This window comes from Nonomuraea montanisoli (genome assembly GCF_013363975.1).
In the GTDB taxonomy this organism is placed as follows: Bacteria; Actinomycetota; Actinomycetes; order Streptosporangiales; family Streptosporangiaceae; genus Nonomuraea; species Nonomuraea montanisoli.
Map to the genome: position 1 here is coordinate 420,212 of NZ_JABWGN010000010.1, position 25,457 is coordinate 445,668.

General features: G+C 70.3%; 26 protein-coding genes. 20 read left to right on the forward strand and 6 right to left on the reverse strand.

Annotation, left to right across the window (positions count from 1 at the left end):
* Nucleotides 1-329: 329 nt before the first annotated feature.
* The 3 genes from HTZ77_RS27275 to HTZ77_RS27285 all read left to right on the forward strand — a co-directional run bounded on the left by HTZ77_RS27275 (nt 330) and on the right by HTZ77_RS27285 (nt 5,458).
* On the forward strand, nt 330-1,859 hold the full coding sequence (locus HTZ77_RS27275) for a trypsin-like serine peptidase (protein ID WP_175592524.1): 1,530 nt from the start codon (nt 330-332) through the stop codon (nt 1,857-1,859).
* Nucleotides 1,860-2,290: 431 nt separating this feature from the next.
* Nucleotides 2,291-3,793, forward strand: coding sequence for a trypsin-like serine peptidase (locus HTZ77_RS27280; RefSeq protein ID WP_175592525.1), 1,503 nt, complete (start codon nt 2,291-2,293; stop codon nt 3,791-3,793).
* A gap of 177 nt (nt 3,794-3,970) precedes the next feature.
* Nucleotides 3,971-5,458, forward strand: a complete 1,488-nt coding sequence (locus HTZ77_RS27285; RefSeq protein WP_175592526.1) for a trypsin-like serine peptidase — start codon at nt 3,971-3,973, stop codon at nt 5,456-5,458.
* On the opposite strand, the gene HTZ77_RS27290 is transcribed toward HTZ77_RS27285, so the two are convergent.
* Both HTZ77_RS27290 and HTZ77_RS27295 read right to left on the reverse strand, forming a co-directional pair.
* Nucleotides 5,459-6,817 carry a hypothetical protein gene (locus HTZ77_RS27290; protein ID WP_175592527.1) on the reverse strand — a complete coding sequence of 453 codons (1,359 nt, stop codon included), beginning with the start codon at nt 6,815-6,817 and terminating at the stop codon, nt 5,459-5,461.
* Nucleotides 6,818-6,993: 176 nt separating this feature from the next.
* Complete coding sequence (locus HTZ77_RS27295; protein ID WP_175592528.1) at nt 6,994-8,199, reverse strand: NAD(P)-dependent malic enzyme; 1,206 nt, start codon at nt 8,197-8,199, stop codon at nt 6,994-6,996.
* A 279-nt stretch (nt 8,200-8,478) separates the two neighbouring features.
* On the opposite strand from HTZ77_RS27295, the gene HTZ77_RS27300 reads away from it, so the two are divergent.
* From HTZ77_RS27300 to HTZ77_RS27315, 4 genes are all read left to right on the forward strand, one after another.
* On the forward strand, nt 8,479-9,336 hold the full coding sequence (locus HTZ77_RS27300) for an ABC transporter substrate-binding protein (RefSeq protein WP_175592529.1): 858 nt from the start codon (nt 8,479-8,481) through the stop codon (nt 9,334-9,336).
* A gap of 3 nt (nt 9,337-9,339) precedes the next feature.
* Complete coding sequence (locus HTZ77_RS27305) at nt 9,340-10,179, forward strand: amino acid ABC transporter permease (protein WP_175592530.1); 840 nt, start codon at nt 9,340-9,342, stop codon at nt 10,177-10,179.
* Nucleotides 10,176-10,919, forward strand: coding sequence for an amino acid ABC transporter ATP-binding protein (locus HTZ77_RS27310; protein ID WP_175592531.1), 744 nt, complete (start codon nt 10,176-10,178; stop codon nt 10,917-10,919). Before HTZ77_RS27305 ends, HTZ77_RS27310 begins: the two co-directional genes overlap by 4 nt.
* A gap of 98 nt (nt 10,920-11,017) precedes the next feature.
* A complete protein-coding gene (locus HTZ77_RS27315) occupies nt 11,018-11,449 on the forward strand; it encodes a CGNR zinc finger domain-containing protein (protein WP_175592532.1) in 432 nt (143 codons plus the stop codon).
* 6 nt (nt 11,450-11,455) lie between these two features.
* Here the strand turns inward: HTZ77_RS27315 and HTZ77_RS27320 are convergent, their stop codons facing one another.
* Nucleotides 11,456-11,764, reverse strand: coding sequence for a S24 family peptidase (locus HTZ77_RS27320; protein ID WP_175592533.1), 309 nt, complete (start codon nt 11,762-11,764; stop codon nt 11,456-11,458).
* 90 nt (nt 11,765-11,854) lie between these two features.
* Between HTZ77_RS27320 and sodN the strand changes: the two genes are divergently transcribed.
* The 3 genes from sodN (at nt 11,855) to HTZ77_RS27335 (ending at nt 13,606) form a co-directional block, all read left to right on the forward strand.
* On the forward strand, nt 11,855-12,256 hold the full coding sequence (gene sodN / locus HTZ77_RS27325; protein ID WP_205303561.1) for a superoxide dismutase, Ni: 402 nt from the start codon (nt 11,855-11,857) through the stop codon (nt 12,254-12,256).
* 127 nt (nt 12,257-12,383) lie between these two features.
* A complete protein-coding gene (locus tag HTZ77_RS27330; RefSeq protein WP_175592534.1) occupies nt 12,384-12,809 on the forward strand; it encodes an ATP-binding protein in 426 nt (141 codons plus the stop codon).
* A 17-nt stretch (nt 12,810-12,826) separates the two neighbouring features.
* Nucleotides 12,827-13,606 carry an RNA polymerase sigma factor SigF gene (locus tag HTZ77_RS27335; protein WP_175592535.1) on the forward strand — a complete coding sequence of 260 codons (780 nt, stop codon included), beginning with the start codon at nt 12,827-12,829 and terminating at the stop codon, nt 13,604-13,606.
* A 5-nt stretch (nt 13,607-13,611) separates the two neighbouring features.
* On the opposite strand, the gene HTZ77_RS27340 is transcribed toward HTZ77_RS27335, so the two are convergent.
* Complete coding sequence (locus HTZ77_RS27340) at nt 13,612-14,007, reverse strand: hypothetical protein (RefSeq protein ID WP_175592536.1); 396 nt, start codon at nt 14,005-14,007, stop codon at nt 13,612-13,614.
* A gap of 110 nt (nt 14,008-14,117) precedes the next feature.
* Between HTZ77_RS27340 and HTZ77_RS27345 the strand changes: the two genes are divergently transcribed.
* Both HTZ77_RS27345 and HTZ77_RS27350 read left to right on the forward strand, forming a co-directional pair.
* Nucleotides 14,118-15,161, forward strand: a complete 1,044-nt coding sequence (locus HTZ77_RS27345; protein ID WP_175592537.1) for a diacylglycerol/lipid kinase family protein — start codon at nt 14,118-14,120, stop codon at nt 15,159-15,161.
* Between the two features lie 278 nt (nt 15,162-15,439).
* Entirely contained in the window at nt 15,440-15,694 is a 255-nt protein-coding gene (locus HTZ77_RS27350; protein ID WP_113705541.1) for a WhiB family transcriptional regulator, read from the forward strand.
* A gap of 170 nt (nt 15,695-15,864) precedes the next feature.
* On the opposite strand, the gene HTZ77_RS27355 is transcribed toward HTZ77_RS27350, so the two are convergent.
* On the reverse strand, nt 15,865-17,403 hold the full coding sequence (locus tag HTZ77_RS27355; protein ID WP_175592538.1) for a sensor histidine kinase: 1,539 nt from the start codon (nt 17,401-17,403) through the stop codon (nt 15,865-15,867).
* A 151-nt stretch (nt 17,404-17,554) separates the two neighbouring features.
* On the opposite strand from HTZ77_RS27355, the gene HTZ77_RS27360 reads away from it, so the two are divergent.
* The 3 genes from HTZ77_RS27360 to bioD all read left to right on the forward strand — a co-directional run bounded on the left by HTZ77_RS27360 (nt 17,555) and on the right by bioD (nt 19,424).
* Nucleotides 17,555-17,812 carry a hypothetical protein gene (locus tag HTZ77_RS27360; protein ID WP_175592539.1) on the forward strand — a complete coding sequence of 86 codons (258 nt, stop codon included), beginning with the start codon at nt 17,555-17,557 and terminating at the stop codon, nt 17,810-17,812.
* The gene (locus HTZ77_RS27365; protein WP_090772855.1) at nt 17,809-18,528 is read left to right on the forward strand and encodes a GntR family transcriptional regulator; all 720 of its coding nucleotides are present in this window, start codon (nt 17,809-17,811) and stop codon (nt 18,526-18,528) included. The genes HTZ77_RS27360 and HTZ77_RS27365 overlap by 4 nt, the downstream gene beginning before the upstream one ends.
* A gap of 173 nt (nt 18,529-18,701) precedes the next feature.
* On the forward strand, nt 18,702-19,424 hold the full coding sequence (gene bioD, locus HTZ77_RS27370; RefSeq protein WP_175592540.1) for a dethiobiotin synthase: 723 nt from the start codon (nt 18,702-18,704) through the stop codon (nt 19,422-19,424).
* Between the two features lie 4 nt (nt 19,425-19,428).
* Here bioD and HTZ77_RS27375 read toward each other — a convergent pair whose 3' ends face one another.
* The gene (locus tag HTZ77_RS27375; RefSeq protein WP_175592541.1) at nt 19,429-20,019 is read right to left on the reverse strand and encodes a hypothetical protein; all 591 of its coding nucleotides are present in this window, start codon (nt 20,017-20,019) and stop codon (nt 19,429-19,431) included.
* 100 nt (nt 20,020-20,119) lie between these two features.
* On the opposite strand from HTZ77_RS27375, the gene HTZ77_RS27380 reads away from it, so the two are divergent.
* The 5 genes from HTZ77_RS27380 (at nt 20,120) to HTZ77_RS27400 (ending at nt 25,457) form a co-directional block, all read left to right on the forward strand.
* A complete protein-coding gene (locus HTZ77_RS27380; RefSeq protein ID WP_175592542.1) occupies nt 20,120-21,088 on the forward strand; it encodes a thermonuclease family protein in 969 nt (322 codons plus the stop codon).
* Between the two features lie 91 nt (nt 21,089-21,179).
* Nucleotides 21,180-22,340, forward strand: a complete 1,161-nt coding sequence (locus HTZ77_RS27385) for a sensor histidine kinase (RefSeq protein ID WP_175592543.1) — start codon at nt 21,180-21,182, stop codon at nt 22,338-22,340.
* On the forward strand, nt 22,331-22,984 hold the full coding sequence (locus tag HTZ77_RS27390) for a response regulator transcription factor (protein ID WP_175592544.1): 654 nt from the start codon (nt 22,331-22,333) through the stop codon (nt 22,982-22,984). The genes HTZ77_RS27385 and HTZ77_RS27390 overlap by 10 nt, the downstream gene beginning before the upstream one ends.
* A complete protein-coding gene (locus tag HTZ77_RS27395; RefSeq protein ID WP_175592545.1) occupies nt 22,981-23,754 on the forward strand; it encodes a DUF4097 family beta strand repeat-containing protein in 774 nt (257 codons plus the stop codon). Before HTZ77_RS27390 ends, HTZ77_RS27395 begins: the two co-directional genes overlap by 4 nt.
* Nucleotides 23,755-23,810: 56 nt before the next feature.
* On the forward strand, nt 23,811-25,457 hold the full coding sequence (locus tag HTZ77_RS27400) for an acetolactate synthase (protein WP_175592546.1): 1,647 nt from the start codon (nt 23,811-23,813) through the stop codon (nt 25,455-25,457).

Sequence of the window (25,457 nt, forward strand, 5' to 3'; positions counted from 1 at the left end):
GCCCGGAGGAGAAGTTAGACGGAGTTGGGACCCGATTTGGTTCCTGTGATCTACGTCACATACGACTGACCACGCAGCGTGATGTCCGTTTGATCCACTTTTACCCGCGCCCCGCGAAACTACGCGATACCCAGCGAGAACGTAACGCCATGATCACCGTGAGCGAAGATCACTGACAGGTCACGGAAAGGTCACGGCGGTAAGGGTGCCTACCAAATGGGTCAAACCAGCTTCCACCTGCAAAGATCACCGCGCTATGTTCCTTGCTATCCCTTTACTGACGCATGGGACGCATGTTGCGTCCCACGACAGACCAAGGAGCAGTTCCCTTGAAGCGCATCCTCATCCCCGCCGGTGGCGCCATCCTGGCTACCGGCCTTCTGGCCGCCGGTCTGGCCGGAACGGCCTCGGCCGCCGGTGACGTCGCCACCGACCCGATGGCGAAGAGCGCGGCCGACGCCAAGGCCATCGCCCAGTACTGGGCCGAGAGCAACGGTGCGGCCCTCAAGGCCGCGACCGAGTCCAACGTCTGGGACAAGAGCGACGTCGCCAAGCTCCAGAGCAAGGGCGGCTACAGCGCCGACACCAAGCCGGGCTCGGCCTCGCCGATCGGCCAGGAGAAGAAGACCACGGTCAAGGTTCAGAACGTGAACCTACCGAAGACCATCGGCAAGGTCTTCTTCGTCAACAGCAAGGGCGAGAAGAAGTGGTGCTCCGCCACTTCGGTTCAGTCCAAGTACCGCAACCTGGTCGCCACGGCCGGCCACTGCGTGTACGACACGGCCGGCAACACGGACGTCATGTCCAAGTGGGTCTTCGTCCCGGGTTACTACCAGGGCAAGACGCCGTGGGGCATCTACGTCGGTAAGCAGGCGTTCACGCACTACGACTTCGACGTGTACGAGGACTACGACCGCGACTACGCGTTCGTGACCGTGTACAACGGCATCCAGCTCGGCGGCGGCACGGCCAAGCAGGTCTCCAAGGCCGAGTTCGACAAGTACCAGGGCGTCAAGGACGCCAAGGACGTCGAGATCTCCCGCGCCGAGTTCCGCCAGTGCAAGCTGGACCCGACCTCCACCACGGCGTGCTGGGTCAAGCGTGGCTCGAAGGCGGAGCCGACCGGCCCCGACTACCCCGGTGCCGAGGTCGCCAAGATCGAGGTCTCCGAGGCGACCTACAAGGACGCCAAGGTCGGCAAGGGCAACGGCTTCAAGTTCGGTGAGCCCGTCACCGAGATCGTGACCGACACCCAGGCCGCCGCCTACAAGAAGGCCAAGGAGGCGGACGCCAAGAAGTACCCGGCGACCGTCGAGCAGGACGCCCGCGGCAACTGGACCATCACGCACTTCTACGTGCAGCAGTGGTACAAGCCCGCCACGGACACCAAGTTCTACAAGACCGTCTTCTACATCATCGAGGGCTTCGCCAAGGACGCGGGCCGTCTCGGTGACAACGTCGGCGGTCAGGGCGTGTCCTGGAACCAGCCCACCGGCAAGTACGTCCGCGTGTTCGGCTACCCGGCCGCCGCGCACCCCGACGGCAACAAGAACTTCACCGGCATCACGCCCAAGTGGTGCTACGGGAAGACCTCGAAGAAGCTTGTCGGCTCCGCCGCCAAGAAGATCGAGGAGCACGTGGCCCTCAAGTGCTCGATGACCGAGGGCGCCGACGGTGGTCCGTGGCTGCTCAACTACAGCAACACCAAGCGTCTCGGCTACGTGAACGGTGTCACCAGCACCTTCAACGACCAGGACGGCAACGGTCGTGTCGACTACATCTCCTCGCCGTACTTCGACGGCGAGACCGCGGCGATCTACAAGGCCGCCTCGAACGTGTGGTCCGGCAAGATCCTCTAAGTAACGCACCCCGATCGGGGTGACCCGATCGACCCCGCGTTCACTCGTCAAGGGCCCGGCATCGCCGGGCCCTTCGGCGTTCCTGGGGAAAGTGCGGACCGTTTGGACGCAGCGGAGGCGCGTACGGTGCCATCTGGGCGGTGTGATGTGCGTCACATCCATGCCGACGGGCTCTGATCAACGACACGTCGCTCCCAGAAGTCACTCTGACAACACGCTTATGTTGATCAGGGAAAACGGGCGCGTCAGGCACACCGGACAAGTCATAGCGATAGCCGATCTAAACATCACAGAACGATCACGGCCGACAAGCCCCCTGTTTTCCTTCCAAAGTGGCTACCGGACCTCAAGATCACGCATGTATCTTCTGGCTATCCCTTTACTGACGCATGGGACGCAAGAGGCGTTCCACGACAGCGCAAGGAGTTACCTTGAAGCGCATCCTCCTCCCCGCCGGTGGCGCCCTTCTGGCCACCGGTCTGCTGGCTGCTGGTCTGGCCGGCACTGCTCAGGCCCAGGGCGACGTTGCTAGCGACGACCTGGCCAAGACCGAGGCGCAGGCCGCCGAGGTCGCCAACTTCTGGCTGAAGTCCAACCACGCCGCTCTGACGCAGGCTGTGGCCTTCAACCCCGACTCGCTCGAGGTCAAGAAGATCAAGAGCGGCGGCGGCTACTCCGCCGACACCAAGCCGGGCTCGGCTGTGCCGATCGGCGAGGAGAAGAAGGTCGCGGTCAAGACCCAGAACGTGAACCTGCCGAAGACCATCGGCAAGGTCTTCTTCGAGGGTCGCGACGGCAAGCTGTACTGGTGCTCCGGTACCTCCATCCAGTCGCAGTACCGCAACCTGGTCGCCACGGCCGGGCACTGCGTCTACGACATGGCCGCCAACAACGAGGTCGTGAGCCGCTGGGTCTTCGTCCCCGGTTACTACCAGGGCAAGACCCCGTGGGGCATCTACGTGGGTAAGCAGGCCTTCACCCACTACGACCTCGACGTCTACGAGGACTTCGACCGCGACTACGCGTTCGTCACCGTTTACAACGGCATCAACCTCGGTGGCGGGTCGGCCAAGAAGGTTTCCTGGAAGGAGTTCAACGACTACCAGGGCGCCAAGGAGGTCAAGCGGATCGAGGTTTCGAAGGAGGAGTACGAGAAGGGCCAGAAGGACCCCAACACCTTCCCGTACTACGACGTCGAGACCGGCTCCTCCGACGAGAACACCGGCCCGGACTTCCCCGGTGCCATCGTGGACCGCGTCGAGACCACCAAGGACAAGTACGAGTCGGCTCCGGTCGGTCGCCTGAACGGCGCCAAGTTCGGTGAGCCCGAGGTCCTCCCGATCACGGAGGCCCAGGCCAAGGACTGGAAGGGCACTGGCTACGTCAGCCAGGACAAGCTCGGCAACTGGACCGTCACCCACTACTACATCCAGCAGTGGAAGAAGCCGGGCAAGGCCACGCGCTACGTCCGTCTCGAGCCCACCATCATCGACGGCTTCCTCAAGGACGCCGGTCGCCTCGGCGACAACGTTGGTGGCCAGGGTGTGGCGTGGAACCAGCCTGCTGGTGCCGTCGTCCGTACCTTCGGTTACCCGGCTGGCCCGCACCCCGACGGCAACAAGTCCTACACGGGCGTTACGCCGAAGTGGTGCTACGGCAAGACCGCGTCGAAGGTTCTCCAGGTCCCGGCCAAGAAGGTCGAGGAGCACCAGAGCCTGCGTTGCCCGGTGACCGCCGGCTACGACGGTGGCCCCTGGCTGGCCAAGTACAGCAACGCCAAGCGTCTCGGCTACGTCACCGGTGTGACCAGCCTGATCGTCGACGCCGACAGCAACAACCGGTACGAGACGATCACCTCGCCGATCTTCGACGGCGAGACCGCCGCGATCTACAAGGCCGCTGCGGCCGTGTGGTCCGGCAAGCTCGTCAAGTAGTTCAGCGCGGTACCCGAACGACGGCCCTAGGTCATCGTTCACCAGCTTGACCCGAAGGGCTCGGCTTCTGCCGGGCCCTTCGGCCTTTTCTGGGTCTTTTGGTACGACCTCTTACCTACGTGACCTGAGGGTCGATAGGGTCTTACGAGACACTTGACAAATATGTGGAGCCCCCCAGTGAAGCGCCTGCTCGTGCCCCTCGCCGTCGCCGGTCTCAGCGCCGCCGCCCTCGCCACCCCCGCCACCGCCGCGCCGAGCTGGGTGAGCGACCCCCTCTCCCCCAAGCCCGCCGACGCCTACAGCGCCGCGTACTTCTGGCTGGACGCCAACGGCGCCGCGCTGAAGAAGGCCACCGAGTTCCGCGTCGACGCCAAGGACGTGCCCAAGCTGGCGCACCCCCAGACCACCTCGGCCGACGGCAAGCCCGGCATGACGGCCCCGACCGGCACCACCGGCGCCGCGCCCAGGTCCAAGAACGTGAACCTGCCGAAGACCATCGGCAAGGTGTTCTTCCTCGACCGCGGCGGCGACTACCGCTGGTGCTCCGCCACCTCCATCCAGGCCAGGAACCGCAACCTGGTCGCCACGGCCGGCCACTGCGTCTACGAGCAGGGCAAGGACGTCTTCGCCAAGTGGGTGTTCATCCCCGGCTACTACCAGGGCAAGGCCCCGTACGGCGTCTACGCGGGCGCGTACGCCTTCACCGCCTACGACCTCGACACCTACGACGACTACGACGGTGACTTCGCGTTCGTGGCGGTGCACAACGGCTTCGAGCTCGCCGGTGAGAAGACCGTGTCGAAGGCCGAGTACGACAAGTGGGCCGGCGACAAGTGGATCAAGCCGCACGAGATCACCGCCAAGGAGTTCGGCACCTGCCTGGTGAACCTGGGCAACTGCTGGTCCGAGGGCGAGGACAAGCCCGCTGACCGGGTCGGGCCCGACTACCCGGGCGCGGTCGTGGAGAAGGAAGAGGTCGGCGAGCAGGCGTACAAGGACGCCAAGACCGGCAAGGGCAACGGCTACAAGTTCGGCGAGCCGGAGACCGTCCCGGTGACGAAGGCCGAGTACGACGCATACAAGGGGCCCGGCGAGAAGGCCGAGGACACGAGCGGGAACTACACGATCACCCGCTTCTACACGCAGAAGTGGCTCAAGCCCGGCACCTCGCGCACGTTCTACCGGGGTGATTACGTGATCGGCCTGGCCAAGGACGCCGGTCGGCTCGGGGACGCCGTCGGTGGGCAGGGTGTCGCCTGGAACCAGCCCATGGGCCAGAAGGTCACCGTCTTCGGCTACCCCGCCGCCCCGCACCCCGACGGCGACAAGCCCTTCACCGGCCTGACCCCCAAGATCTGCTCCGGCAGGACCGGCACCAAGACCTACCAGGTCAACACCTTCAAGGTCGAGACGCACCAGGTGCTGAAGTGCTCGATGACCGGCGGCTCCGACGGCGCGCCGTGGCTGCTGCGCTACGACAACAACAAGCGCACCGGCTACGTCAACGGCGTCACGAGCCTGTTCCACGACCAGGACGGCAACAACCGGATCGACTTCGTCAGCTCGGCCTACTTCGACGGCGAGGTCGCCGACGTCTACAACAAGGCGAACTACGCGGCGACGAAGTCGATCGTCGGCCCCGACGGTGAGCTCATCGGGAAGTGATCAGACCGGCGCGAGGGCGCGGGCGCGTTCGTACAGGGACGTGACCGCGGGCTCGCGCCGGTACGGTTCCAGCCGCCTGCGCAGGTCCGTGGCGTAGGAGCGGGACCTGACCGACTGGAGCTCCCCGGCCAGGTCGAGCGCCCCGGCCGCCACCCCGCACGCCTCCTCCAGCTCGCCGCACTGGAGCAGCCCGGCGGCCAGCAGCGACAGGTTGAACATCCGGCCGCGCACGTAGCGGCCGTCCATGTCGAGCGAGCGGCGGGCCTGGCGCACGGCCCGCGGCCCGTCGCCGAGGTCGCGGAAGCAGTGGGCGAACTTGGCGGCGAGGTAGGCCTCGTCGAAGTAGCCGAGCCAGGCGGGCTCGCGGCCCGGGGAGCGGCGGTCGAAGGCCAGCTCGGCCTGGTGGAGGCTGGCGCTGCAGGAGCGGGCGTCGCCGAGCCCGGCCTGGGCGTGGGCCTCCAGCACGTGGCAGGAGGCCATGAGCGTCTGGACGCCCGAGCGCCGCGCCGCGAGCTGGGCGGCCCTGGCCAGGTCGAGGGCGTGAGCCGGCTGGCTCATGTAGATGGCCTGGTGGGCCATGCCGGCCAGGATCTCGCCGCCGAGCGCGTCGTCGCCCGCTCCCCTGGCCAGGCGCAGCGCCTGGATGAGGTAGCGCTGGGCGAGGCCATGCTGCTCCAGGTCGTAGGCCATCCAGCCGGCCAGCCGGGTGAGCTCGGCCGCGGCGGCGGCGAGCTGCTTGCCGGTGGCCTCGCCGTACGTGCCGTCCTTGAGCAGCGGCCCCACGGCGGTGTCGAGGTACTTGACCACCGACGCGCGCACGCGCCCGCTGCCGAAGCGGTTGTCGAGCTCGCCGAACGAGCGGGTCACCTCGTGGATGGCCGCGATGTCGGCCCGGCCGACGCGGCGGGTGCCGCCGCCTTCGAGGCGGCCCTCGGGTGGGGAGGTCAGCCAGCGTACGGCTCCCACGGAGCCCGCTCCTATCGCGAACGTGGAGTCGATCAGGAATCTCCGTCTCTCCACGTCGGCCCGCCACAGCGCCGTCACGGTCGCGACCCCCTCCTGCCACGTGTGCGTGAACTCTTGCCCGAGGTCGAGGGGGGTGATGATCGTCGGCATGCCCAGGTCTTCGGGTCGGACGGGCCTGCCGAGCCGTAGCGCGAAGATCTCGCTGAGCAGCGCCGGCACGGGCTCCCTGGGCCGCTGGCCACCGATCCATCGCAGGACGGAGCTGTGGTCGTACTTCAGGCCCGGGGTGCCGCGCGCGGCGCCCAGCTCGTTGAGGCGCCTGGCCAGCCCTTTGTGGGAGAAGCCCGACTCCGCGATGAGCTGCCGCAGCAGTCTGTTGGGCTCGCGTGTCATCGCTCTCCTCACCGCGGGAGTGGAGCCGGCCACCTCGTGGCCTCCTCACCGAGGGAGGCGGGAGCCGGCGTCCTTACAGAGGGCTCCTGTTATAGCACGCTGAGTAAAGGAAGTTTTGCGCTTTCCCGATGCTCGCGCGAACTATCCGGACGCCGGCCCGGCAGATCCTGTACGCGTCAGCCGTTGACGCGGGCGACCCCGTCCTTCCTGGCCTGCTCGGCCACGGCCGCGGTGACGGCGGGGGCGACCCGCTCGTCGAAGGGGCTGGGGATGACGTAGTCGGCCGCGAGGTCGTCGCCCACGACGGCGGCGAGCGCGGTGGCGGCGGCCACCTTCATGTTCTCGGTGATGGCGGTGGCCCGGACGTCGAGCGCCCCGCGGAAGACGCCGGGGAAGGCGAGCACGTTGTTGATCTGGTTGGGGAAGTCGGAGCGGCCGGTGGCGACCACGCGGGCGTGGCGGGCGGCCACGGACGGCGCCACCTCGGGCGTGGGGTTGGACAGCGCGAACACGATCGAGTCGGGCGCCATGGACGCGATGGCCTCCTCCGACACGGTCGAGCCGGACAGGCCGACGAACACGTCGGCCCCGGCCAGCGCCTGCTCGGTGGAGCCGGTGTGGCCGGCCCGGTTGGTGTCGCGGGCCAGGGCCGACTTCACCGGGTTGAGGTCGTCGCGGCCGGAGTGGATCATGCCCTTGGAGTCGGCCACGGCGATGTCGCCGATGCCGGCCTCCAGCAGGATGCGGGTGACCGCGACGCCGGAGGCGCCGGCACCGGCGACGACGGCGCGCAGGTCGCCGAGCGTGCGGCCGGTGAGGCGGGCGGCGTTGGTGAGGGCGGCCAGGACGACGATGGCGGTGCCGTGCTGGTCGTCGTGGAAGACGGGGATGTCGAGCAGCTCGCGCAGGCGGTCCTCGACCTCGAAGCAGCGGGGGGCGCTGATGTCCTCGAGGTTGATGCCGCCGAAGGAAGGGGCGAGCCGGACGACGGTCTCGACGAGCGCGTCGACCTCGGTGCAGTCGAGGCAGATCGGCACGGCGTCGACCCCGGCGAACTCCTTGAACAGCAGCGCCTTGCCCTCCATGACGGGCATGGCGGCGGCGGGGCCGATGTCGCCGAGGCCGAGCACGGCGGTGCCGTCGGAGACGACGGCCACGACGTTGGAGACCCACGTGTAGTCGTTGACCAGCGACGGCGTGTCGGCGATGGCGGTGCAGACCTTGGCCACCCCGGGGGTGTAGGCCAATGACAGGTCGCCGGCGTCGCGGACGGGGATGGTGGAGCGGACCTCCAGCTTGCCGCCGCGGTGCAGGGCGAAGACCGGATCGACGTCGAGTGAGGCAGGTGAGGACGATGCGGACGAGGCAGGAGAGGCAGTCACAGAGAGACCCCAGTTGTCATCGGACGGACGAAGGACCTTCGGCAGACGGCGCGAGAGGCCTGGCTTCGGTAGCCGCCAGGTTCCCCTCCCGAACGTCTCGTGAGGGGTTACGGGGGTCACCCGTCGCCCCATAGTGCCACACGCCGACACGACCACAGGTATCGCCATCGACGCCGTTCCGTTGACGCATTGTTAAATGTCCGATGACGGAGCCGGGCAACCTGCCACTTAAACTTCACCAAATCCGACTTTTATGACATATCTCTGAGGAGGCCTGACATGGCCCTCTGGCCCAGGAGCAGCCGTGGCCAAGCCATCGGCGCGCTCGCCCTGACCGCCGTCCTGGCGCTGTCCGGCTGCGGCGGCGGTTCGGGAGGCGGCTCCACCTCCGCCACCACCGGAGGCGGCAATGCCGCGGGCGGAGCCAAGCTCGTCCACCCGGGCAAGCTCACCACCTGCACCAACATCCCGTACGAGCCGTTCCAGTTCAAGGACAAGGACGGCAAGGTCGTCGGGTTCGACGTGGACATCGTCGACCTGGTCGCCAAGAAGCTCGGCGTCCAGCAGGAGATCGTGGACATCGACTTCGCCGTCATCAAGAGCGGCGCGGCCATGGCCACCGGCAAGTGCGACGTCGCCGCCGCCGGTATGACGATCACTCCCGAGCGCAAGCAGAACATCACGTTCTCCGAGCCCTACTTCGACGCCACGCAGGCGCTGCTGGCCAAGAAGGGCACCGGCGCCAAGTCGCTGGAGGACGTCAAGGCCAAGGGCCTCAAGCTGGGCGCCCAGGCCAGCACGACGGGCCTCGACTACGTCAAGAAGCAGGGCCTGGACCCGACCGAGTACGCCGACAGCTCCAAGGAGCTGCTGGCGCTGCAGGCCGGCCAGGCGGACGTGATCGTCCAGGACCTGCCGGTCGTGCTGACCTGGCTGAAGAAGCCGGAGATCGCCGCCAAGTTCGAGCTGATCGCCAGCCTCGACACCGGTGAGCAGTACGGCATCGGCCTGAAGAAGGCCGCCGACCCGGTCCTGCTCAAGACGATCAACGACACGATCACCCAGGCCAAGTCCGACGGCACGTACGAGAAGATCTACGTCAAGTGGTTCGGCAAGAAGCCCGGCGAGCTGGGTTGATCCATGACGGATCGCCTCCCACCACCGGTGGCGGCTGAGCCGGGCGCGAAGGCCCGGCTCAGCCCGCGTAAGAAGCAGCGCATCAGCCGCGCGATCCAGTACGCCGTGCTGGTCGCGATCGTCGTCGGCGTCATCCTGTACGCCGACTGGGGCAGCCTGGCGGAGAACTTCGCCAAGCCGGACGTGGCCGACAAGGCCCTGCCCGAGCTGTTCACGGTCGCGTTGCGCAACACGATCATCTACACGGTCGGCGGCTTCGTCTTCTCGTTCGTGCTCGGGCTGGTGCTCGCGCTCATGAAGCTGTCGACCGTCCGGCCGTACCGCTGGATCTCGACCCTCTACATCGAGATCTTCCGCGGGCTGCCCGCCCTGCTCATCTTCCTGCTCATCACCTTCCTGCCGCTGGCCCTGCCCGGCTTCGAGGTGCCCGGCGGCACGTACGGCCAGGGCATCCTGGGCCTCGGCCTGGTCGGCGCGGCCTACCAGGCGGAGGTGTTCCGGGCCGGCCTGCAGGCGGTGCCCAAGGGGCAGGTCGAGGCGGCGCGCTCGCTCGGCATGTCGGCCGCGCGGGCCCAGGTCACTGTGATCATCCCGCAGGCCATCAGGATCGTCATCCCGCCGACCACCAACCAGTTCGTGGCGTTGCTCAAGGACTCGTCGCTGGTGCTGTTCCTCGGCGTGTCCGGCGAGTACGTGGAGCTGGCCAAGTTCGGCAACGACCTGGCCTCCCAGTACGCCAACGCCACGCCGATCATGGTGTCCGGCCTGACGTACCTGCTGGTGACGATCCCTCTGGGGCACCTCACGACCCGGCTGGAGAAGCGGAAGACGGGGGTCCGGTGACCAACGCCATCGAGATCAGGGACCTGCACAAGCACTTCGGCAAGAACGAGGTGCTGCGGGGCATCGACTGCACCGTCGAGACCGGCCAGGTGGTCTGCGTGATCGGCCCCTCCGGCTCGGGCAAGTCCACGCTGCTGCGCTGCGTGAACCTGCTGGAGGAGCCGACCCGGGGCAAGGTGCTGGTGGAGGGCGTCGAGGTCACCGACCCCGACGTGGACATCGACGCGGTCCGACGCCGCATCGGCATGGTGTTCCAGCAGTTCAACCTGTTCCCGCACATGACCGCGCTGCAGAACGTCATGATCGCCCAGCAGCGGGTGCTCAAGCGCGGCAAGAAGGAGGCCGAGCAGATCGCCCGGACCAACCTGGAGCGGGTGGGCATCGGCGACAAGGCCGGCTCCTACCCGGCCCAGCTCTCCGGCGGCCAGCAGCAGCGCGTGGCCATCGCCCGGGCGCTGGCCATGGGACCCGACCTCATGCTGTTCGACGAGCCGACCTCGGCGCTCGACCCCGAGCTGGTCGGCGACGTGCTCGCGGTCATGCGCAAGCTGGCCGAGGAGGGCATGACCATGCTCGTGGTGACCCACGAGATGGGCTTCGCCCGCGAGGTCGCGGACCGGGTCGTGTTCATGGACGGCGGCGTCATCGTCGAGGACGGGTCGCCCGACCAGGTCATCGGCGACCCGCAGCAGGAGCGCACCCGCACCTTCCTCAAGCGCGTGCTGCACCCCGAGGGCTGACGCGCGAGGACGGATGAGGGGCGGCCACCTTCCGCGGACCACGGTGGCCGCCCCTCCGCGGGCATCACATCGGGTCCTTCGCCGTGTAATACTCCGGCATGGACTTGACCTCTTACGCCGAGTGGGCGGTCCGTCTCGTCAACGACCCCGACCCGTCGCCCGCCCTGCGGGAGCTGCGCGACCAGCTCGCCGCCGTCTTCGACGCCGGGGACGAGGCCACCGTCGCGGCGCTGCTCAACGTGCTGCTCGTCCTCCATCCCGTACGGCCGCAGCTCACCGCCCACGACGGCCGCGGCTGGCACCTGCACCTGGCCGAGGACCCCACGCAGAACCCCGCCGCGGGCGCCGTCATGGGCCTGGCCGCGGTGGTCGCCGAGCACGGCGCCGAACGGCTGGGCCGCTGCCACGATCCCCGCTGCGGCCGGGCGTTCCTCGACACCTCCTCCAACCGCTCGCGCCGCTACTGCTCCTCCCGCTGCGCCAGCCGCGCCAACGTCGCCGCCCACCGGGCCCGCCGCCGCGGCCAATGAGCCGGATCACGGACGCGGGCCTGCCGCACCCCGCCGCGGCGGCCAGTACCGCAGCACGACCCGCCCGACCACGTCGGTGACGGGCCCGAAGTCCCAGCTGTCGCGCCGGCCGGAGGCCCGCTGGTTGTCGCTCTCCAGCCACCACCCGTCCTCGCCCCGCCAGGCGGCCCGCTTGACGATCAGCCGGGAGGAGTCGCCGGGGAGCCTGGCGACCACGATGTCGCCGGGCCTGACCGGGGCGCCACGCCGCACCAGGAGCCAGTCCCCGGGCAGCAGCGCGGGGCGCATCGAATCCCCTTCGACACGCACTCTCATACGCCGAGACCCCCTCCGTCACGGGCCTTGCGACCCGAGTAAGGTCGGTAACTGGACCAAGCTGACTCAGCATCAAGGAAGGACCTTCTGATGCTCGCACGACTGCTACGACCCAAGCACGTCGCCTCCGCGCACTGCGACCTGCCCTGCGGCGTCTACGACCCCGCTCAGGCGCGGATCGAGGCGGAGTCGGTCAAGGCGATCATGGAGAAGTACGCGGCCAACGAGGACCCGGTGTTCCGCGCTCGCGCGCTGACCATCAAGGAGGAGCGGGCCGAGCTGGTCAAGCACCACCTGTGGGTGCTGTGGACCGACTACTTCAAGCCCCCGCACCTGGAGCAGTACCCCCAGCTCCACCAGCTCTTCTGGGACGCCACGAAGCTGGCCGGCGCGGCGGGCGCCAAGGGCACGGTCGAGGTCGCCAAGGCCGAGGACCTGCTCGGCAAGATCGACGAGATCTCCAAGATCTTCTGGGAGACCAAGGCCGCGTAGAACGGCGCAAAGGCTCTGTGTGGTTACCCGCTACACAGAGCCTTTTCCGTTGTTGGCGAGTCTGAATCGTCCAAGCACCTCTCAGGGGCGGTAAGTTGCAGTCAGCGTCGTATACGCGAGGAGGAACGTGACCGAGGAAACCGAGACGCGCATGGAGGGCGAGACCGGCATCCGCGACGTGGTGAGCATCAGGCTTCCCGCGGCGAGCGCCTACCTGTCCGTGTTGCGTACGGCCACGGCCGGGCTGGCCGCCCGGCTGGACTTCACGCTCGACGAGATCGAGGATCTGCGGATCGCGGTCGACGAGGCGTGCGCCATGCTCCTGAACGAGGCGGTCCCGGGCACCGACCTGACCGCCGAGTTCGAGCTGACCGGGCAGGAGATGCAGGTCAAGGTCGAGGTGGCGACTGTCGGCAGCTCCGCGCCCAAGCGCGACGACTTCGCCTGGATGGTCCTGACCGCCCTGGCCGACGACGTGGAGGCGGTCACCGACTCTCCCGACCGTATGGCGATCGTCCTGCGTAAGCGCCGAGGCGCGGCGAGGCCGGCGTGACGGAAAGGACTGGAGCCATGGCCACCAGCGACCACGCTGTGCCCGACCGGGTCCGCGCCCGCATGCTGTTCGCCGAGCTGGCCGAGCTCGGGCCCGAGGAGCCGCGCCGTCAGCGCATCAGGGACGAGCTGGTGGAGCTCCACCTTCCGCTGGTCGAGTACCTCGCGCGGCGCTTCCGCAACCGCGGCGAATGGCTCGACGACCTCACCCAGGTCGCCACGATCGGGCTCATCAAGTCGATCGACCGGTTCGACCTCAACCGCGGCGTGGAGTTCTCCACCTACGCGACGCCGACGATCGTCGGCGAGATCAAGCGGCACTTCCGTGACAAGGGCTGGGCGGTCCGGGTGCCGCGCCGCCTGCAGGAGCTCAAGCTCTCGCTGACGAAGGCGATAAGCGATCTGTCGCAGCGCGAGGGGCGCGCGCCGACGGTCGCCGAGCTGGCCGCCTACCTCAAGATGACCGAGGAGGAGGTGCTGGAGGGGCTGGAGTCGGCCAACGCCTACTCGACGGTGTCCCTCGACGCGCCCGACTCCGGCGACGACGACGCGCCCGCCGTGTCCGACTCGCTCGGCATCGTGGACGAGTCGCTCGAAGGGGTCGAGTACCGCGAGTCGCTCAAGCCGCTGCTCGAACGCCTGCCGCCGCGCGAGAAGCGCATTCTCCTGCTGCGGTTCTTCGGCAACATGACGCAGTCGCAGATCGCCACCGAGCTGGGCATCTCGCAGATGCACGTCTCGCGCCTGCTGGCCCGCACGCTGGCCCAGCTGCGCGAGGGCCTCACCGCCGACGACTGACGCCGTCAGCGGGTCTCCTGGCCGTCGCCGTACAACGCCTTGGTGGTGGGGGGTGCGAGCAGGGCGGCCAGGCCGATCACCGCCACCACGACCAGCGGGATCCCGAGGTCGGGCCGGCTGGAGTCGATGAGCGTGATCGCGACGGGCAGCAGGAAGATCTGGGCGAGCACGCCCGGCGTCCTGCCCCACCGCTCGCCTCTCAGCAGGCCGCCCCACGCCACCCAGAGCAGCCCCGCGCCGATCAGCATGCCGAAGGCCGCCTCGGCGATGGCGCTGGTCGTGTCGCCGGCCAGCCCGCGCGCGGTCTCGACCGCCACGAAACCACCCAGCCCGAACGTCACGAGGCCCTCCAGGGCGACGACGACGGCGGCGACCAGCAGGCTCAGGGGACGCTTCGACACACGGGAACCCTATCCGCTCCGGCCGCCGGTCCCGCCCCCGCCCGGACCTCCAGGTGCGAAACCAGGATCTTCTCGACAAGACAGACATCCATCATGGATACGCTGGCCTCATGCGCGCGATGCTGCTGGTCAACCCCAAAGCGACGACCACGAACGCCCGCACCCGGAACGTGCTGATCCGGGCGCTCGGGGCGACCATGGACCTGACCGTCGAGGAGACCGGCTACCGGGGCCACGCGGCGGCGCTGGCCGCCACCGCGCGCGCGAAGGGGTACGACGTGGTGGCCGTCCTGGGCGGGGACGGCACGATCAACGAGACGGTGAACGGCCTCCTCAACCCCGTCAACGGCATCGCCGCCCCGCCTTCCGGCCCCACCGGCGACGCCTCCCACGAAGGCCGCACCGACGGCGCTCCCCATGGGCCGTCCGGCCCCTCCGTCCCGGACGGCGACCCGAGCGCCGGGCGCCCGGCCGTGATCGTCATCCCCGGCGGCAGCGCCAACGTGTTCGCCCGCGGGCTCGGCCTGCCGAACGATCCCGTGGAGGCCACCGGCGCGGTGCTGGAGGCACTGCGCGAGGGCCGCCGCAGGACCGTCGGCCTCGGCCAGGCCCTCTGGGACCACGAGAGCCGATATTTCACCTTCTGTGCGGGCCTGGGGTACGACGCCGAGGTCGTCCGGGCCGTCGAGGGCCTGCGCGGCGCCGGCCGCAAGGCGACGCCCGCCCGCTACGTGAACACCGCGCTACGGCACTATGTCGCCACCGACAAGCGGCGTCCCGCGATGACGCTGACCGGTCCGGGCATCCCCACGGCGGCGGGGATCTTCATGGCGATCATCTCCAACACCTCGCCCTGGACGTACGTCGGCACGCGGCCCGTCCGCCCCACGCCGTGGGCCTCCTTCGAGACCGGCCTCGACATGCTGGGGCTCCAGCGCCTGGGCCTGACCTCGTTGATGCCGCTCATCCAGCACATTCTCACGGAGAGTGACGCCCTTCCGTCCGGCCGGCACCTCGTCCAACTGCATGACGAACCCGAGTTCACCCTCACCGCGGACCGTCCGGTGGCCTTCGAACTGGACGGGGACTACCTGGGCGAACGCGAATCCGTAACGTTCCGGTCTATCCCGAACGCGTTACAAGTCCTGGTCTAGCTGGTTACATTCGGTCATTGTGTGACGCATCCGACATCCATTACGGCCAAAACTTCGCCCGGAACCCCTTGCGTGCACTCTCCGTGGCTGACAGGCTCAGACTGACGTCGGAACGTAGGACGTTTAACCAGAACCCCGAGGTCGTTCCGGTCGTCCGGCGAGTAGTTCCCGGCCCCCCATGGTCCGGGTCTTTGCTCGCGCGCCTTAGTGAAACTCTTCACAAAGTAGTAGCCGCACGGAGCCCGACCAACAGGCTCCATCTACTAAGGAGTGGACGCATGGACTGGCGCCACCGAGCTGCCTGCCGTGACGTGGACCCCGAGCTGTTCTTCCCGATCGGCAACACCGGCCCCGCGCTCATGCAGATCGAGGAGGCCAAGCAGGTCTGCCGTTCCTGCCCGGCCGTGGACGCGTGCCTGAAGTGGGCCCTGGAGTCCGGCCAGGACGCCGGTGTCTGGGGCGGCCTGAGCGAGGACGAGCGTCGCGCGCTCAAGCGCCGCACGGCTCGTGCCCGCGCCCGCGCCTCCGCCTGACCCCACCCGACCGGAACACCCCCTCCCCGGAGCCCCTGCCCCCGGCAGTCGCCCCCTCGGCGCGTCCCGCAGCCGCGCCGTCCGTGAAACGTCGACGTCCGCGAAGCGATCCGTACGGCCGCCAGTCCCCCGCCGCGACACCGCGGCGGGCGCGGCCACCCCGCGGACCGTCACCCGGCGGGCAGCGGGATCGACAGCATGACCTCCGTGCCGCCGCCCTCGCGCGGCCCGATCGAGAGCTTGCCGGACAGCTCCCCCTCCACCAGCGTGCGCACGATCTGCAGCCCCAGGCTCGTGGAGCTGTCGAGGTCGAACCCCTCGGGCACCCCCTGACCGTCGTCCCAGACGGTCACGTTGAGCCGGTCGTCGCCGGGCCCGACCCGCTCCACCACCACCTGCAGCCGCCGCGGCTTGCCGTGCTGGAGCGCGTTCTGCAGCAGCTCGGTCAGCGCCATCGCCAGCGGCGTGGCGATCAGCGACGGCAGCACACCGAACGCGCCGACCCGGCGCGGCGTGACCGCGGACTCCGCCGCCGACACCTCTCCCGCCATCGCGATGACCCGGTCGGCGATGTCGTCGAAGTCGACGAACTCCTCCGGCGCGTGGGAGAGCGTCTCGTGGACGATCGCGATGGACCCGACCCTGCGCACCGCCTCCTCCAGCGCCTCGCGCCCCTCGGGAACCTGGAGGCGCCTGGCCTGCAGCCGCAGCAGCGCCGCGACGGTCTGCAGGTTGTTCTTGACGCGGTGGTGGATCTCGCGGATCGTCGCGTCCTTGGTCATCAGCTCGCGCTCGCGCCGCCGCAGCTCCGTCACGTCGCGGATGAGCACCAGCGCGCCGATGCGCCCGCCGCCGACGATCAGCGGGATGGCGCGCAACTGCACGATCGTGCCGCCGGACTCGACCTCGGTCTCCTTGGCGGCCCGCCCGCTGGCCACGATCATCAGGTCTTCGTTGATCGGCTCGTCGGAGTAGCACAGGGTGGCGGTCACCCGGCCCAGCTCCGCGCCCACGAGGTCGGCGTGCAGACCGAGCCGCCGGTAGGCCGACAGCGCGTTCGGCGACGCGTACGTCACCCGGCCGCCCCGGTCGAGCCTGAGCAGCCCGTCGCCCACGCGCGGCGAGCGGACCAGGATCGGCTCGTCGCCGGAGAACGGGAAGCGCCCCTCGGCGACCATCTGCGCCAGGTCGGAGGCGCTCTGGAGGTAGGTCAGCTCCAGGCGCGACGGGGTGCGGGCCGACGACAGGTTGGTGGAGCGCTGGATGACCGCGAGGAAGCGGCCCTGCCCGTCGGGCAGCACCCGGCGCACGGGGATCGTCTCCTCGCGCACGGGGACGCCCGTGGACCAGTCGGGGTCGCCCTCGCGGCAGATGCGCCGCTCGTTCCAGGCGGTGTCGATCAGGTGGCGCTCGCCGCGCGCGACCACGGTGCCCACGACGTCGTCGTGGTAGACGGTCGGGCCGGTCGTCGGGCGCATCTGCGCGATGGCGATCCAGCCGCCGCCGTACCGCTCCCCGTGGCCGTTCTCGGCGCGCGCCTCGCCGCCGCCGGCCTCGGAGGTGGGCGGGAGCAGCGGGGCCCACAGGATGAGGTCGGCGAAGGACAGGTCGGCGAGCAGCTGCCAGTCGGAGACCAGCGAGTGCAGCCATTCGAGGTCCGCCGCGTCGAGAGAGGTGTGGCGGACGACGAGGTCGCTGAGAGTGGGCACACTGCATCATGCGTGCTGTCCCGCCGTACGGCCAAACCGGCCCCCCGGTTCAGTGCACTCAACCAGCCTTTTCCGGGAATCTCACATTGTGAGAACCGTCACACTGTCCCAGACGCCCCTGCCCAGGGGAAACGGTCCTGGGAAGCCGGAGGTGATCGAGACGTTGGGCGAGACGGCCGGATCGCACGTCGTCGGCACCGGTCTCGTACCGGCCTCGGTTGCGGCCGCCCGCGCCGCGATGGATATCCTTCTCCATCAACCCGAGCTGCGTCGATGCCGCCGCCCGCCCTCGGCGCCGGACGGCCGCTCTTGCCTGCGGTTGACCGCTCGGGCCAATCTGAGTTCCGATGATCTAGCGGTGATCCGACACGCCCTCACCGCCGTGGCAGAAGTGAAGGTGAGAGCGTGACGGACGACGGCCCTCGCGTACCGAAGTACTACGACGTGAAGCGGAGCCTGCTCGAGCTCACCAAGAGCCTCCCGGCCGGCACGGCGCTGCCTCCGGAGCGGACGCTGGCCGTGCGGTTCGAGACCTCGCGCACGACCGTGCGGCAGGCGCTGACGGAGCTGGTGGTCGAGGGACGGCTGCTGCGCATCCAGGGCAAGGGCACGTTCGTCGCCCAGCCGAAGGTGGCGCAGGTGCTCCAGCTCACCTCGTACATCGGCGATCTGCGCACCGCCGGGCTGGAGCCGGACACGAAGATACTGGAGATCGGCTACATCACCGCGGACGAGGCGCTGGCCCGCCGGCTGGCGATCAACCCGGGCGGGCGCGTGCTGCGCATCCACCGCCTGCGCCTGGCCAACGGCGAGCCGGTGTCGATCGACACCACCCACCTGTCGGCGCGCCGCTTCCCCCGGCTGCGGCGCGAGCTGGAGGTCCACGCGTCGCTGTACGAGACGCTGCACAACGCGTACAACGTGCGGCTCACGGACGCCGAGGAGATCATCGAGACGGTCCTCGCGACCCCGTACGACGCCAAGGCGCTGGGGGTGGACGTGGGCCTGCCGATGCTGCTCCTGACCCGCCACGCCTTCGACGCCGACGGCAACCCGGTCGAGTGGGCGCAGTCGCTCTATCGCGGTGACCGGTACAAGTTCGTCACGCGACTGCGGCGTCCGTGATCGTTTCTTGAACGAGTCACGGCACAGCCAAGCCCGCCGCCGACCACCGCACAGGGCTGAGGACCTCCAGGGAGACGGCCTCTGACCCGCACAGGGCCGGGCGCCGCTACGGCCCCACCTGGGCCGTCGCCGGGGTCCCACGTCGAGCCTGGGCGGCCCTCTAGGCTTGAGGCGTGAGTGTGCTCGTCGTCAGCGGGACCGACACCGGGGTCGGCAAGACCGTCGTCACCGCCGCGGTGGCCGCGCTGGCGCGCCTGCGCGGTTCCAGCGTGGCCGTGGTGAAGCCGGCGCAGACCGGCGCGGCTCCCGGCGAGCCGGGCGACCTGGACCACGTCATCCGGCTGTCGGGGGTGACGACGACGTTCGAGCTGGCCCGCTATCCGGCCGCCCTGTCGCCCGCCGCCGCCGCGCGGGCCGGCGACGCGGCCCCCATGTCGCTGGAGGCCGCGGCCGGGCGGATCGGCGAGCTGGCCGAGACCCACCGGCTCGTGCTGGTCGAGGGCACGGGCGGGCTGCTGGTGCGCTACGACGAGGACGGCGCCACGATCGCCGACCTCGCGCGCGCCCTCCGGGCGCAGGTGCTGGTGGTCGCCCGCGCCGGCCTCGGCACGCTCAACCACACGGCGCTCACGCTGGAGGCCATGGCGAATCGCGGGCTGGGCCTGGCCGGCGTGGTGATCGGTTCCTGGCCGGCCGAGCCGGGAGCGGCCGAGCTGAGCAACGTGGCCGACCTGGAGATGCTGGCCGCCCGCCCGCTGGCCGGAGTGCTGCGGGAGGGCGTCGGGGCGCTGGGCCCCGACGAGTTCGCCGAGGAGGCGAGGCGGGGGCTCGCGATGACGCTGGGCGGCGGCTTCGACTCCACGGCGTTCAAGCGGCGGCTCAGGCTGCTCCCCTGACCTCCTAGCGGCAGCCTGCCTCGGGCAGTTCGCAGATCTGCTCGGCCATCCGCTCGGCGCGTTCGACGAGCCCGCGGAAGCGGCCGAGAGGTAGGGACCTGCTCGGGTAGGCCGACCCGCCGGCCACGTACACCGCCGCGCCGCGCCGTACGACGACGGCCTGCTCGCCGCCCTCGAAGAAGCGGCCGCCCGCACGCAGCGCGTCGTCGCCCACGTCGAGCGGCTTGCTGAAGTACCGGTAGCGGCTGTGGCCCTTGCCGACCTCGGCGCAGCGCGCGAGCTGGGCGCGCAGCCCTCTCATGGCCCGCTCGGCGGCGGCCGTGTTCTTGTAGAGGACGAGCTGCTCGTAGTCCATCGCGGTCTCGGTCTCGTCGTGGTGGACGACGCTGCGCGCCGCCACCCGGCCCGTGTCCCACGGCTTGGCGCGGAAGCACGGGTTCAGCTCCAGCGGGCGCCTGAGCGAGTCGCTGATCGTGTAGGTCTCCCCCGGCCCGGCCGGCGGGTGCGTCTCCAGGGGGAGGAACCCCTTCGGCAGCCCTCCCCCGCCGCTCAGCACCCCCGCCAGGGCGAGCGCGGCCATCCCCGTCTGCATCATCTGAATCTCCCCGTCGTTTATTGATTCATGAGATGACCGTGGTGCGCCGTTGGTTCGGATATCGCGGGACTTGTCGGCCGAACAGGGTGATGATGCAGGCATGGCAAAGGCGATCGAACAACCCGTTCCCGGCATCACGGTTGGCCACGGCCTCCTCGCCCGGCGCAACGGTCAGGCCGAACCCGTGGACAAGATCGTCCACGACGGCGACACGATCAACATCGCGGCCGACGGGAACTTCGGCGTGCGCATGCTGGGCGTCGACGCCCCCGAGGTCAGCTTCGAGCTGCCCCAGAGCCCCGACTTCCCGGACTTCCCGGGCGGCTTCGTCAAGATCGAGCATCCGGCCTGGACGACGTTCCTGGCCGATCCCTTCGCCAAGGGCCTGCCCGAGCTGTCGCTCCGCACGGCGCTGCGCGGGAACCTCACGGCCCGGCTCGGCCCGCGCGCCGCCACCAACCACGCCGCCCACGCCGCGCCCGCCACGAAGGCGCTCAAGGAGATGATCGCCGCCGACATCGCCGAGCAGGGCCTCACCGACGCCACGTTCAAGTTCCGGCTTGCCTTCGGGTACGAGATCCTCGACCGGTACGGCCGGCTGCTCTGCTACGTCAACCGCGACCAGCGTGACCGCCCCCGCCCCGACCCGTACAACGAGCGGCTGCTCGCGGCCGGGCACGTGATCCCGTACTTCATCTGGCCCAACGTGGACCCGTTCGTCCGCCAGGAGGGCCGCGTGGCCGACGCGGTGCCCTCGCCCGGCACGGCCCGCGCGATCGGCGAGGCGGGAGCCCTCGGGCGCGCCCGCGAGGCGGTGCGTCAGGCCCGCGGGAGCGGGCTCGGCCTGTGGGACCACGCGGACCCGCTGGCGATCCTGCCGTTCGAGCTGCGCTTCCTGGCCCAGCGCCGGGCGCCCGACCGGTACGTGCTGGACCTGTCGGACGACGCCCGCGAGCTGCTGCACCCGCAGAGCTACTTCCGCGTCCCCAATCCCGAGGACCGGTTGTTCGTCAACGCCGAGCACGCGCCGCTCTTCCACGAGAAGGGCTGGTCGGTGCCGCCCCTGTGAGATCCCGCCTGGGGGGTGGGGCGAACCCCACCCCCCAAGCGCACGCCAGGCCCCTGTCGCGCGGGTGGCCGCAATCAATACCGTTGGGGGCATGAATGTCCCCCGGCCCTGGTCGGCGCGGGCCTGGCTGGACACCGCCCACGTGATGACCGGCCTGCCGGTCGCCGTGGTCCTCGGCGTGCTGACGCTCGTGCTGGCCGTCGTGCCGCCCGGGCTGCGCCGCGGCCTGCCCGCCTTCACCCGGGTGCAGCGCTCCCGCTTCGCGGCGTTCCAGGGGGCGCACATCCCGCGCATCGGCGAGCCCGGCGGCTGGCGCGTCGCCTCGACGTGGCGCCAGCTCGGCTACCACCTGCTGTCCCCGGCGGTCAGCGCCGTCGGCGCGCTGCTCGTCGGCGGCGGCTGGGGAGGGGCGCTGGTGGGGCTGTCGGCCTTCGCCCAGCCGCGGTTGCAGCCGCCGCCCCTGGTGTTCGAGTTCAACCTGCGCGACCCGGTCGTCGTCGGCGTCTACACGGCCGTGGGGGCGGTCCTCCTGCTGGCGGCGCCGGTGCTGGCGCGCGGCATGGCCGCGCTGGACCTGGCGGTGGCCCACATGCTGCTCGGCCCGAGCCGCTCCGAGCTCGACCGGCGCATCGAGACGCTGACCGAGAGCCGGGCCGGGGTGATCGACGCCGCCGACGCCGAGCGCCGCCGCATCGAGCGCGACCTGCACGACGGCGCCCAGCAGCGGCTCGTGTCCCTGGCCATGAACCTCGGCCTGGCCCGGGCCACCCTCACCGACCTGCCCGAGCCGGCCCGCCAGGCCATCGCGCAGGCCCACGAGGAGGCCAAGCAGGCGCTCAAGGAGCTGCGCGACTTCGTCCGCGGCCTGCACCCGGCCGTGCTCAACGACCAGGGCCTCGACGCGGCCCTGTCCGGTGTCGCGGCCCGCGCCCCCTTCCCGGTGCGGCTGCGCGTCCGCATCGACCGCCGCCCGACGCCCACGATCGAGGCCGTGGCGTTCTTCGTGGTCTCGGAGGCGCTGACGAACATCGCCAAGCACGCCACCGCGTCGCTGGCCGAGATCATCGTGACCCGCCAGGGCGAGCGGCTGCTCGTGCGCGTCCACGACGACGGGCGGGGCGGGGCCACGCTGGACGCCGGCACCGGCCTGCGCGGCCTGGCGCAGCGCGTGGGAGCCGTGGACGGCGTGTTCAGGCTGACCAGCCCGCCCGGCGGGCCGACGACGATCGAGGTGGAGCTGCCGTGCGAGTAGTGCTCGCGGAGGACTCGGTGCTGCTGCGCGAGGGGCTGGTGCGGCTGCTCGACGCGGCCGGCATGCGGGTGGTGGCCGCGGTCGCCGAGGCCGAGGGGCTGCTGCGCGCCGCCGAGGAGCACCGGCCCGACCTGGTGGTCACCGACGTGCGGATGCCGCCCACGCACACCGACGAGGGCCTGCGCGCCGCGCTCGTGCTGCGCCGCCAGCAGCCCGGCCTGGCCGTGCTCGTCCTGTCGCAGTACGTCGAGGAGCGCTACGCCGCCCAGCTCCTGTCCTCCGCGGCCGGCGGCGTCGGCTACCTGCTCAAGGACCGGGTGGCGGACGTGTCCGAGTTCATCGACGCGCTGCGCCGCGTGGCCGGGGGCGGCACGGCCCTCGACCCCGAGGTGGTCGCCCAGCTCCTCCTGCGCGGCCACAGCGACCCGCTGGACCGGCTGACGCCCCGCGAGCGGGAGGTGCTCAAGCTGATGGCCGAGGGCCGCTCCAACACCGGCATCGGCCAGGAGCTGGTCCTCAGCGAGGGCGCCGTCGGCAAGCACATCGGCAACATCTTCGCCAAGCTCGACCTGCCCCCGGCCGAGGGCGACCACCGGCGCGTGCTGGCCGTCCTGCGCTTCCTGGACGTCAGGAGCACGCCGTGAGAGCCGTCTGGCTGACCTTGGGCACGGTCACCACCCTCGCCGGGCTCATCGTCTCCACGACGCTGCTCTTCCTCGGATTCGCGCACGCCGAGCTGCCCAGCGAGGTCTCCCAGAGCTCCTTCCCCTTCCAGGGCTCCCAGGTGCGGCTGATCGTCGAGGAGGGCGTCTCCTCCGTGTCCGTCCAGACCGGCGAGGCCGGCGAAGTGGTCGTGGAGCGGTGGGTCCGCTGGACCAGCCGGCAGCCCGACGTCAAGGAGGAGTGGGGCGCCGGCAACCTGCGGCTCAGCGCGAACTGCCCGAACCCCGAGCGGCCCGGCGAGCCCTCCTGCCAGGTCGGCTACGACATCCGGGTGCCGCCCGAGACCTCCCTGGAGGCCGGCACGGCCAGCGCGCCCCTGAACCTGTCGCAGATCCACGGCAAGGTGCGGGTGACCTCCGTCTCCGGCGACGTGCACGTGGAGGGCGCCGCCGGCGACCTGTACGTCAGGAGCGGATCGGGCGACGTCGAGGGCCAGGCGCTGGGCGGCGAGCACGCCGACGTGGAGGTCGGCTCCGGCGGCGTCCACCTGGTCTTCCGTCAGCCGCCGGCCGAGGTGCGGGCGGTCGTGCGGACCTCCGGGACGGTCATGGTCGACGTGCCGCGCAACGCCGCCTACGACGTGACCGCCGAAGCGCCCACCGTGGACGTGGACGTCCGCCGCGAGGCCGGGGCGCCGCGCCGGATCACCGCCTCGGTGACCGAGGGCCAGGTCGACATCTGCTGCGACTGATCCACCTCCTTCGTTGCTCCCTGTTTACTCGTGTGACTGGTTGGTAAGTTCCCGGCATGGAGTCTGCGAAGCACGCCGGTGACGCCGCCGTCGCCGTGTCCAAGGCCTACGGCGTCGAGACCATGTTCACCCTCTCCGGAGGGCATGTCTTCCCTCTGTACGACGGCGCCGTCCACGAGGGAATGCGCATCCTCGACGTACGCCACGAGCAGAGCGCCGTGTTCGCCGCCGAGGCCACGGCCCGCCTGACGCGCAAACCCGGCCTGGCCGTGCTCACGGCGGGGCCCGGCGTCACCAACGGCGTCAGCGGCGTGGCCACGGCCCACTTCAACGGCTCCCCGGTGGTCGTCCTCGGCGGCCGGGCGCCGCGCTCGCGCTGGGGCAGCGGCGCGCTGCAGGAGATGGACCACCCGCCGCTGCTCGGCCCGATCACCAAACTGGCCTTCACCGCCAGCGACGCCGAGACGCTCGGCCAGGACGTCGAGGTGGCCTTCCGCACGGCCGTCGCCCCCCACCGCGGCCCGGTCTTCCTCGACATGTACATGGACGACCTGTTCGCCCCGTCCGCCCTCCACGAGGTCGAGACGCAGACCCCCTCGCCGCTGGAGCCCGACCCCGACTCGCTGGCCGCCATCGCCCGCCTGATCGGCGAGGCCGAGCGTCCCGTGCTCGTCTACGGGTCGGACGTGTGGATGGAGCGCGCCGAGGAGGCCGCCCGCGACTTCGCCGAGACCTGGCGGCTGCCCGTCATCCCCAACGGCCAGGGCCGCGGCATCCTGCCCGCCGGCCACGACCTGCTCGTCACCCGGGCCCGCGGCCTCGCCCTCGGCCAGGCCGACCTCGTCGTGGTCGTCGGCACGCCGCTCGACTTCCGCCTGGGCTACGGCTGGTTCGGCGGCAAGGAGGGCGCCCCGCTGGCCAAGGTGATCCACATCGCCGACGCGCCGTCGCAGCTCGCCACCCACATGCAGCCGGCCGCCTCGGCCGCCGGCGACCTCTCCGTGGTCTTCTGGGGCCTCACGGCGGCCTGCGGCGAGGCCGGGGTCAAGCCCGACCACCACGCCGCCTGGGTGTCCCGCCTGGCCGAGACGGCCGCCGCGGCCGTCGCCGGCGACGCCGACCTGCTGGCCGCCGACTCCGACCCCATCCACCCGATGCGGATCTACGGCGAGCTGGGCAAGGTGCTGGACGACGACGCCGTGGTCATCGGCGACGGCGGCGACTTCGTCTCCTACGCCGGCAAGTACGTCGAGCCGCGCCGCCCCGGCAACTGGCTCGACCCCGGCCCCTACGGCTGCCTCGGCACCGGCCTCGGCTACGCCATCGCGGCCCGCCTGGCCCGGCCGTCCGCGCAGATCGTGCTGCTCATGGGCGACGGCGCGGCCGGCTTCTCGCTCATGGACGTCGACACGCTCGTGCGCCACCGCCTGCCCGTCGTCATGGTCTGCGGCAACAACGGCATCTGGGGGCTGGAGAAGCACCCCATGCGCATGCTGTACGGCTACGACGTGGCCGCCGAGCTCCAGCCGCAGTGCCGCTACGACCAGGTGGTCACGGCGCTCGGCGGCGGCGGCGAGCTGGTGACCAAGCCTTCGGAGATCGGGCCCGCGCTGCGCCGCGCCTTCGACTCCGGCGTGCCGTACATGGTCAACATCGCCACCGACCCCGAGATCGCCTACCCGCGCAACACGACGGGGGTGTGA

Excerpts from the sequence above, each read along its gene's own strand:
- HTZ77_RS27290 (WP_175592527.1), bottom strand. The coding sequence starts at position 6,817 with ATGACACGCGAGCCCAACAGACTGCTGCGGCAGCTCATCGCGGAGTCG.
- HTZ77_RS27300 (WP_175592529.1), top strand. The coding sequence starts at position 8,479 with ATGGCCCTCTGGCCCAGGAGCAGCCGTGGCCAAGCCATCGGCGCGCTC.
- HTZ77_RS27305 (WP_175592530.1), top strand. The coding sequence starts at position 9,340 with ATGACGGATCGCCTCCCACCACCGGTGGCGGCTGAGCCGGGCGCGAAG.
- HTZ77_RS27315 (WP_175592532.1), top strand. The coding sequence starts at position 11,018 with ATGGACTTGACCTCTTACGCCGAGTGGGCGGTCCGTCTCGTCAACGAC.
- HTZ77_RS27320 (WP_175592533.1), bottom strand. The coding sequence starts at position 11,764 with ATGAGAGTGCGTGTCGAAGGGGATTCGATGCGCCCCGCGCTGCTGCCC.
- sodN (WP_205303561.1), top strand. The coding sequence starts at position 11,855 with ATGCTCGCACGACTGCTACGACCCAAGCACGTCGCCTCCGCGCACTGC.
- HTZ77_RS27335 (WP_175592535.1), top strand. The coding sequence starts at position 12,827 with ATGGCCACCAGCGACCACGCTGTGCCCGACCGGGTCCGCGCCCGCATG.
- HTZ77_RS27345 (WP_175592537.1), top strand. The coding sequence starts at position 14,118 with ATGCGCGCGATGCTGCTGGTCAACCCCAAAGCGACGACCACGAACGCC.
- HTZ77_RS27350 (WP_113705541.1), top strand. The coding sequence starts at position 15,440 with ATGGACTGGCGCCACCGAGCTGCCTGCCGTGACGTGGACCCCGAGCTG.
- HTZ77_RS27375 (WP_175592541.1), bottom strand. The coding sequence starts at position 20,019 with ATGATGCAGACGGGGATGGCCGCGCTCGCCCTGGCGGGGGTGCTGAGC.
- HTZ77_RS27380 (WP_175592542.1), top strand. The coding sequence starts at position 20,120 with ATGGCAAAGGCGATCGAACAACCCGTTCCCGGCATCACGGTTGGCCAC.
- HTZ77_RS27385 (WP_175592543.1), top strand. The coding sequence starts at position 21,180 with ATGAATGTCCCCCGGCCCTGGTCGGCGCGGGCCTGGCTGGACACCGCC.
- HTZ77_RS27400 (WP_175592546.1), top strand. The coding sequence starts at position 23,811 with ATGGAGTCTGCGAAGCACGCCGGTGACGCCGCCGTCGCCGTGTCCAAG.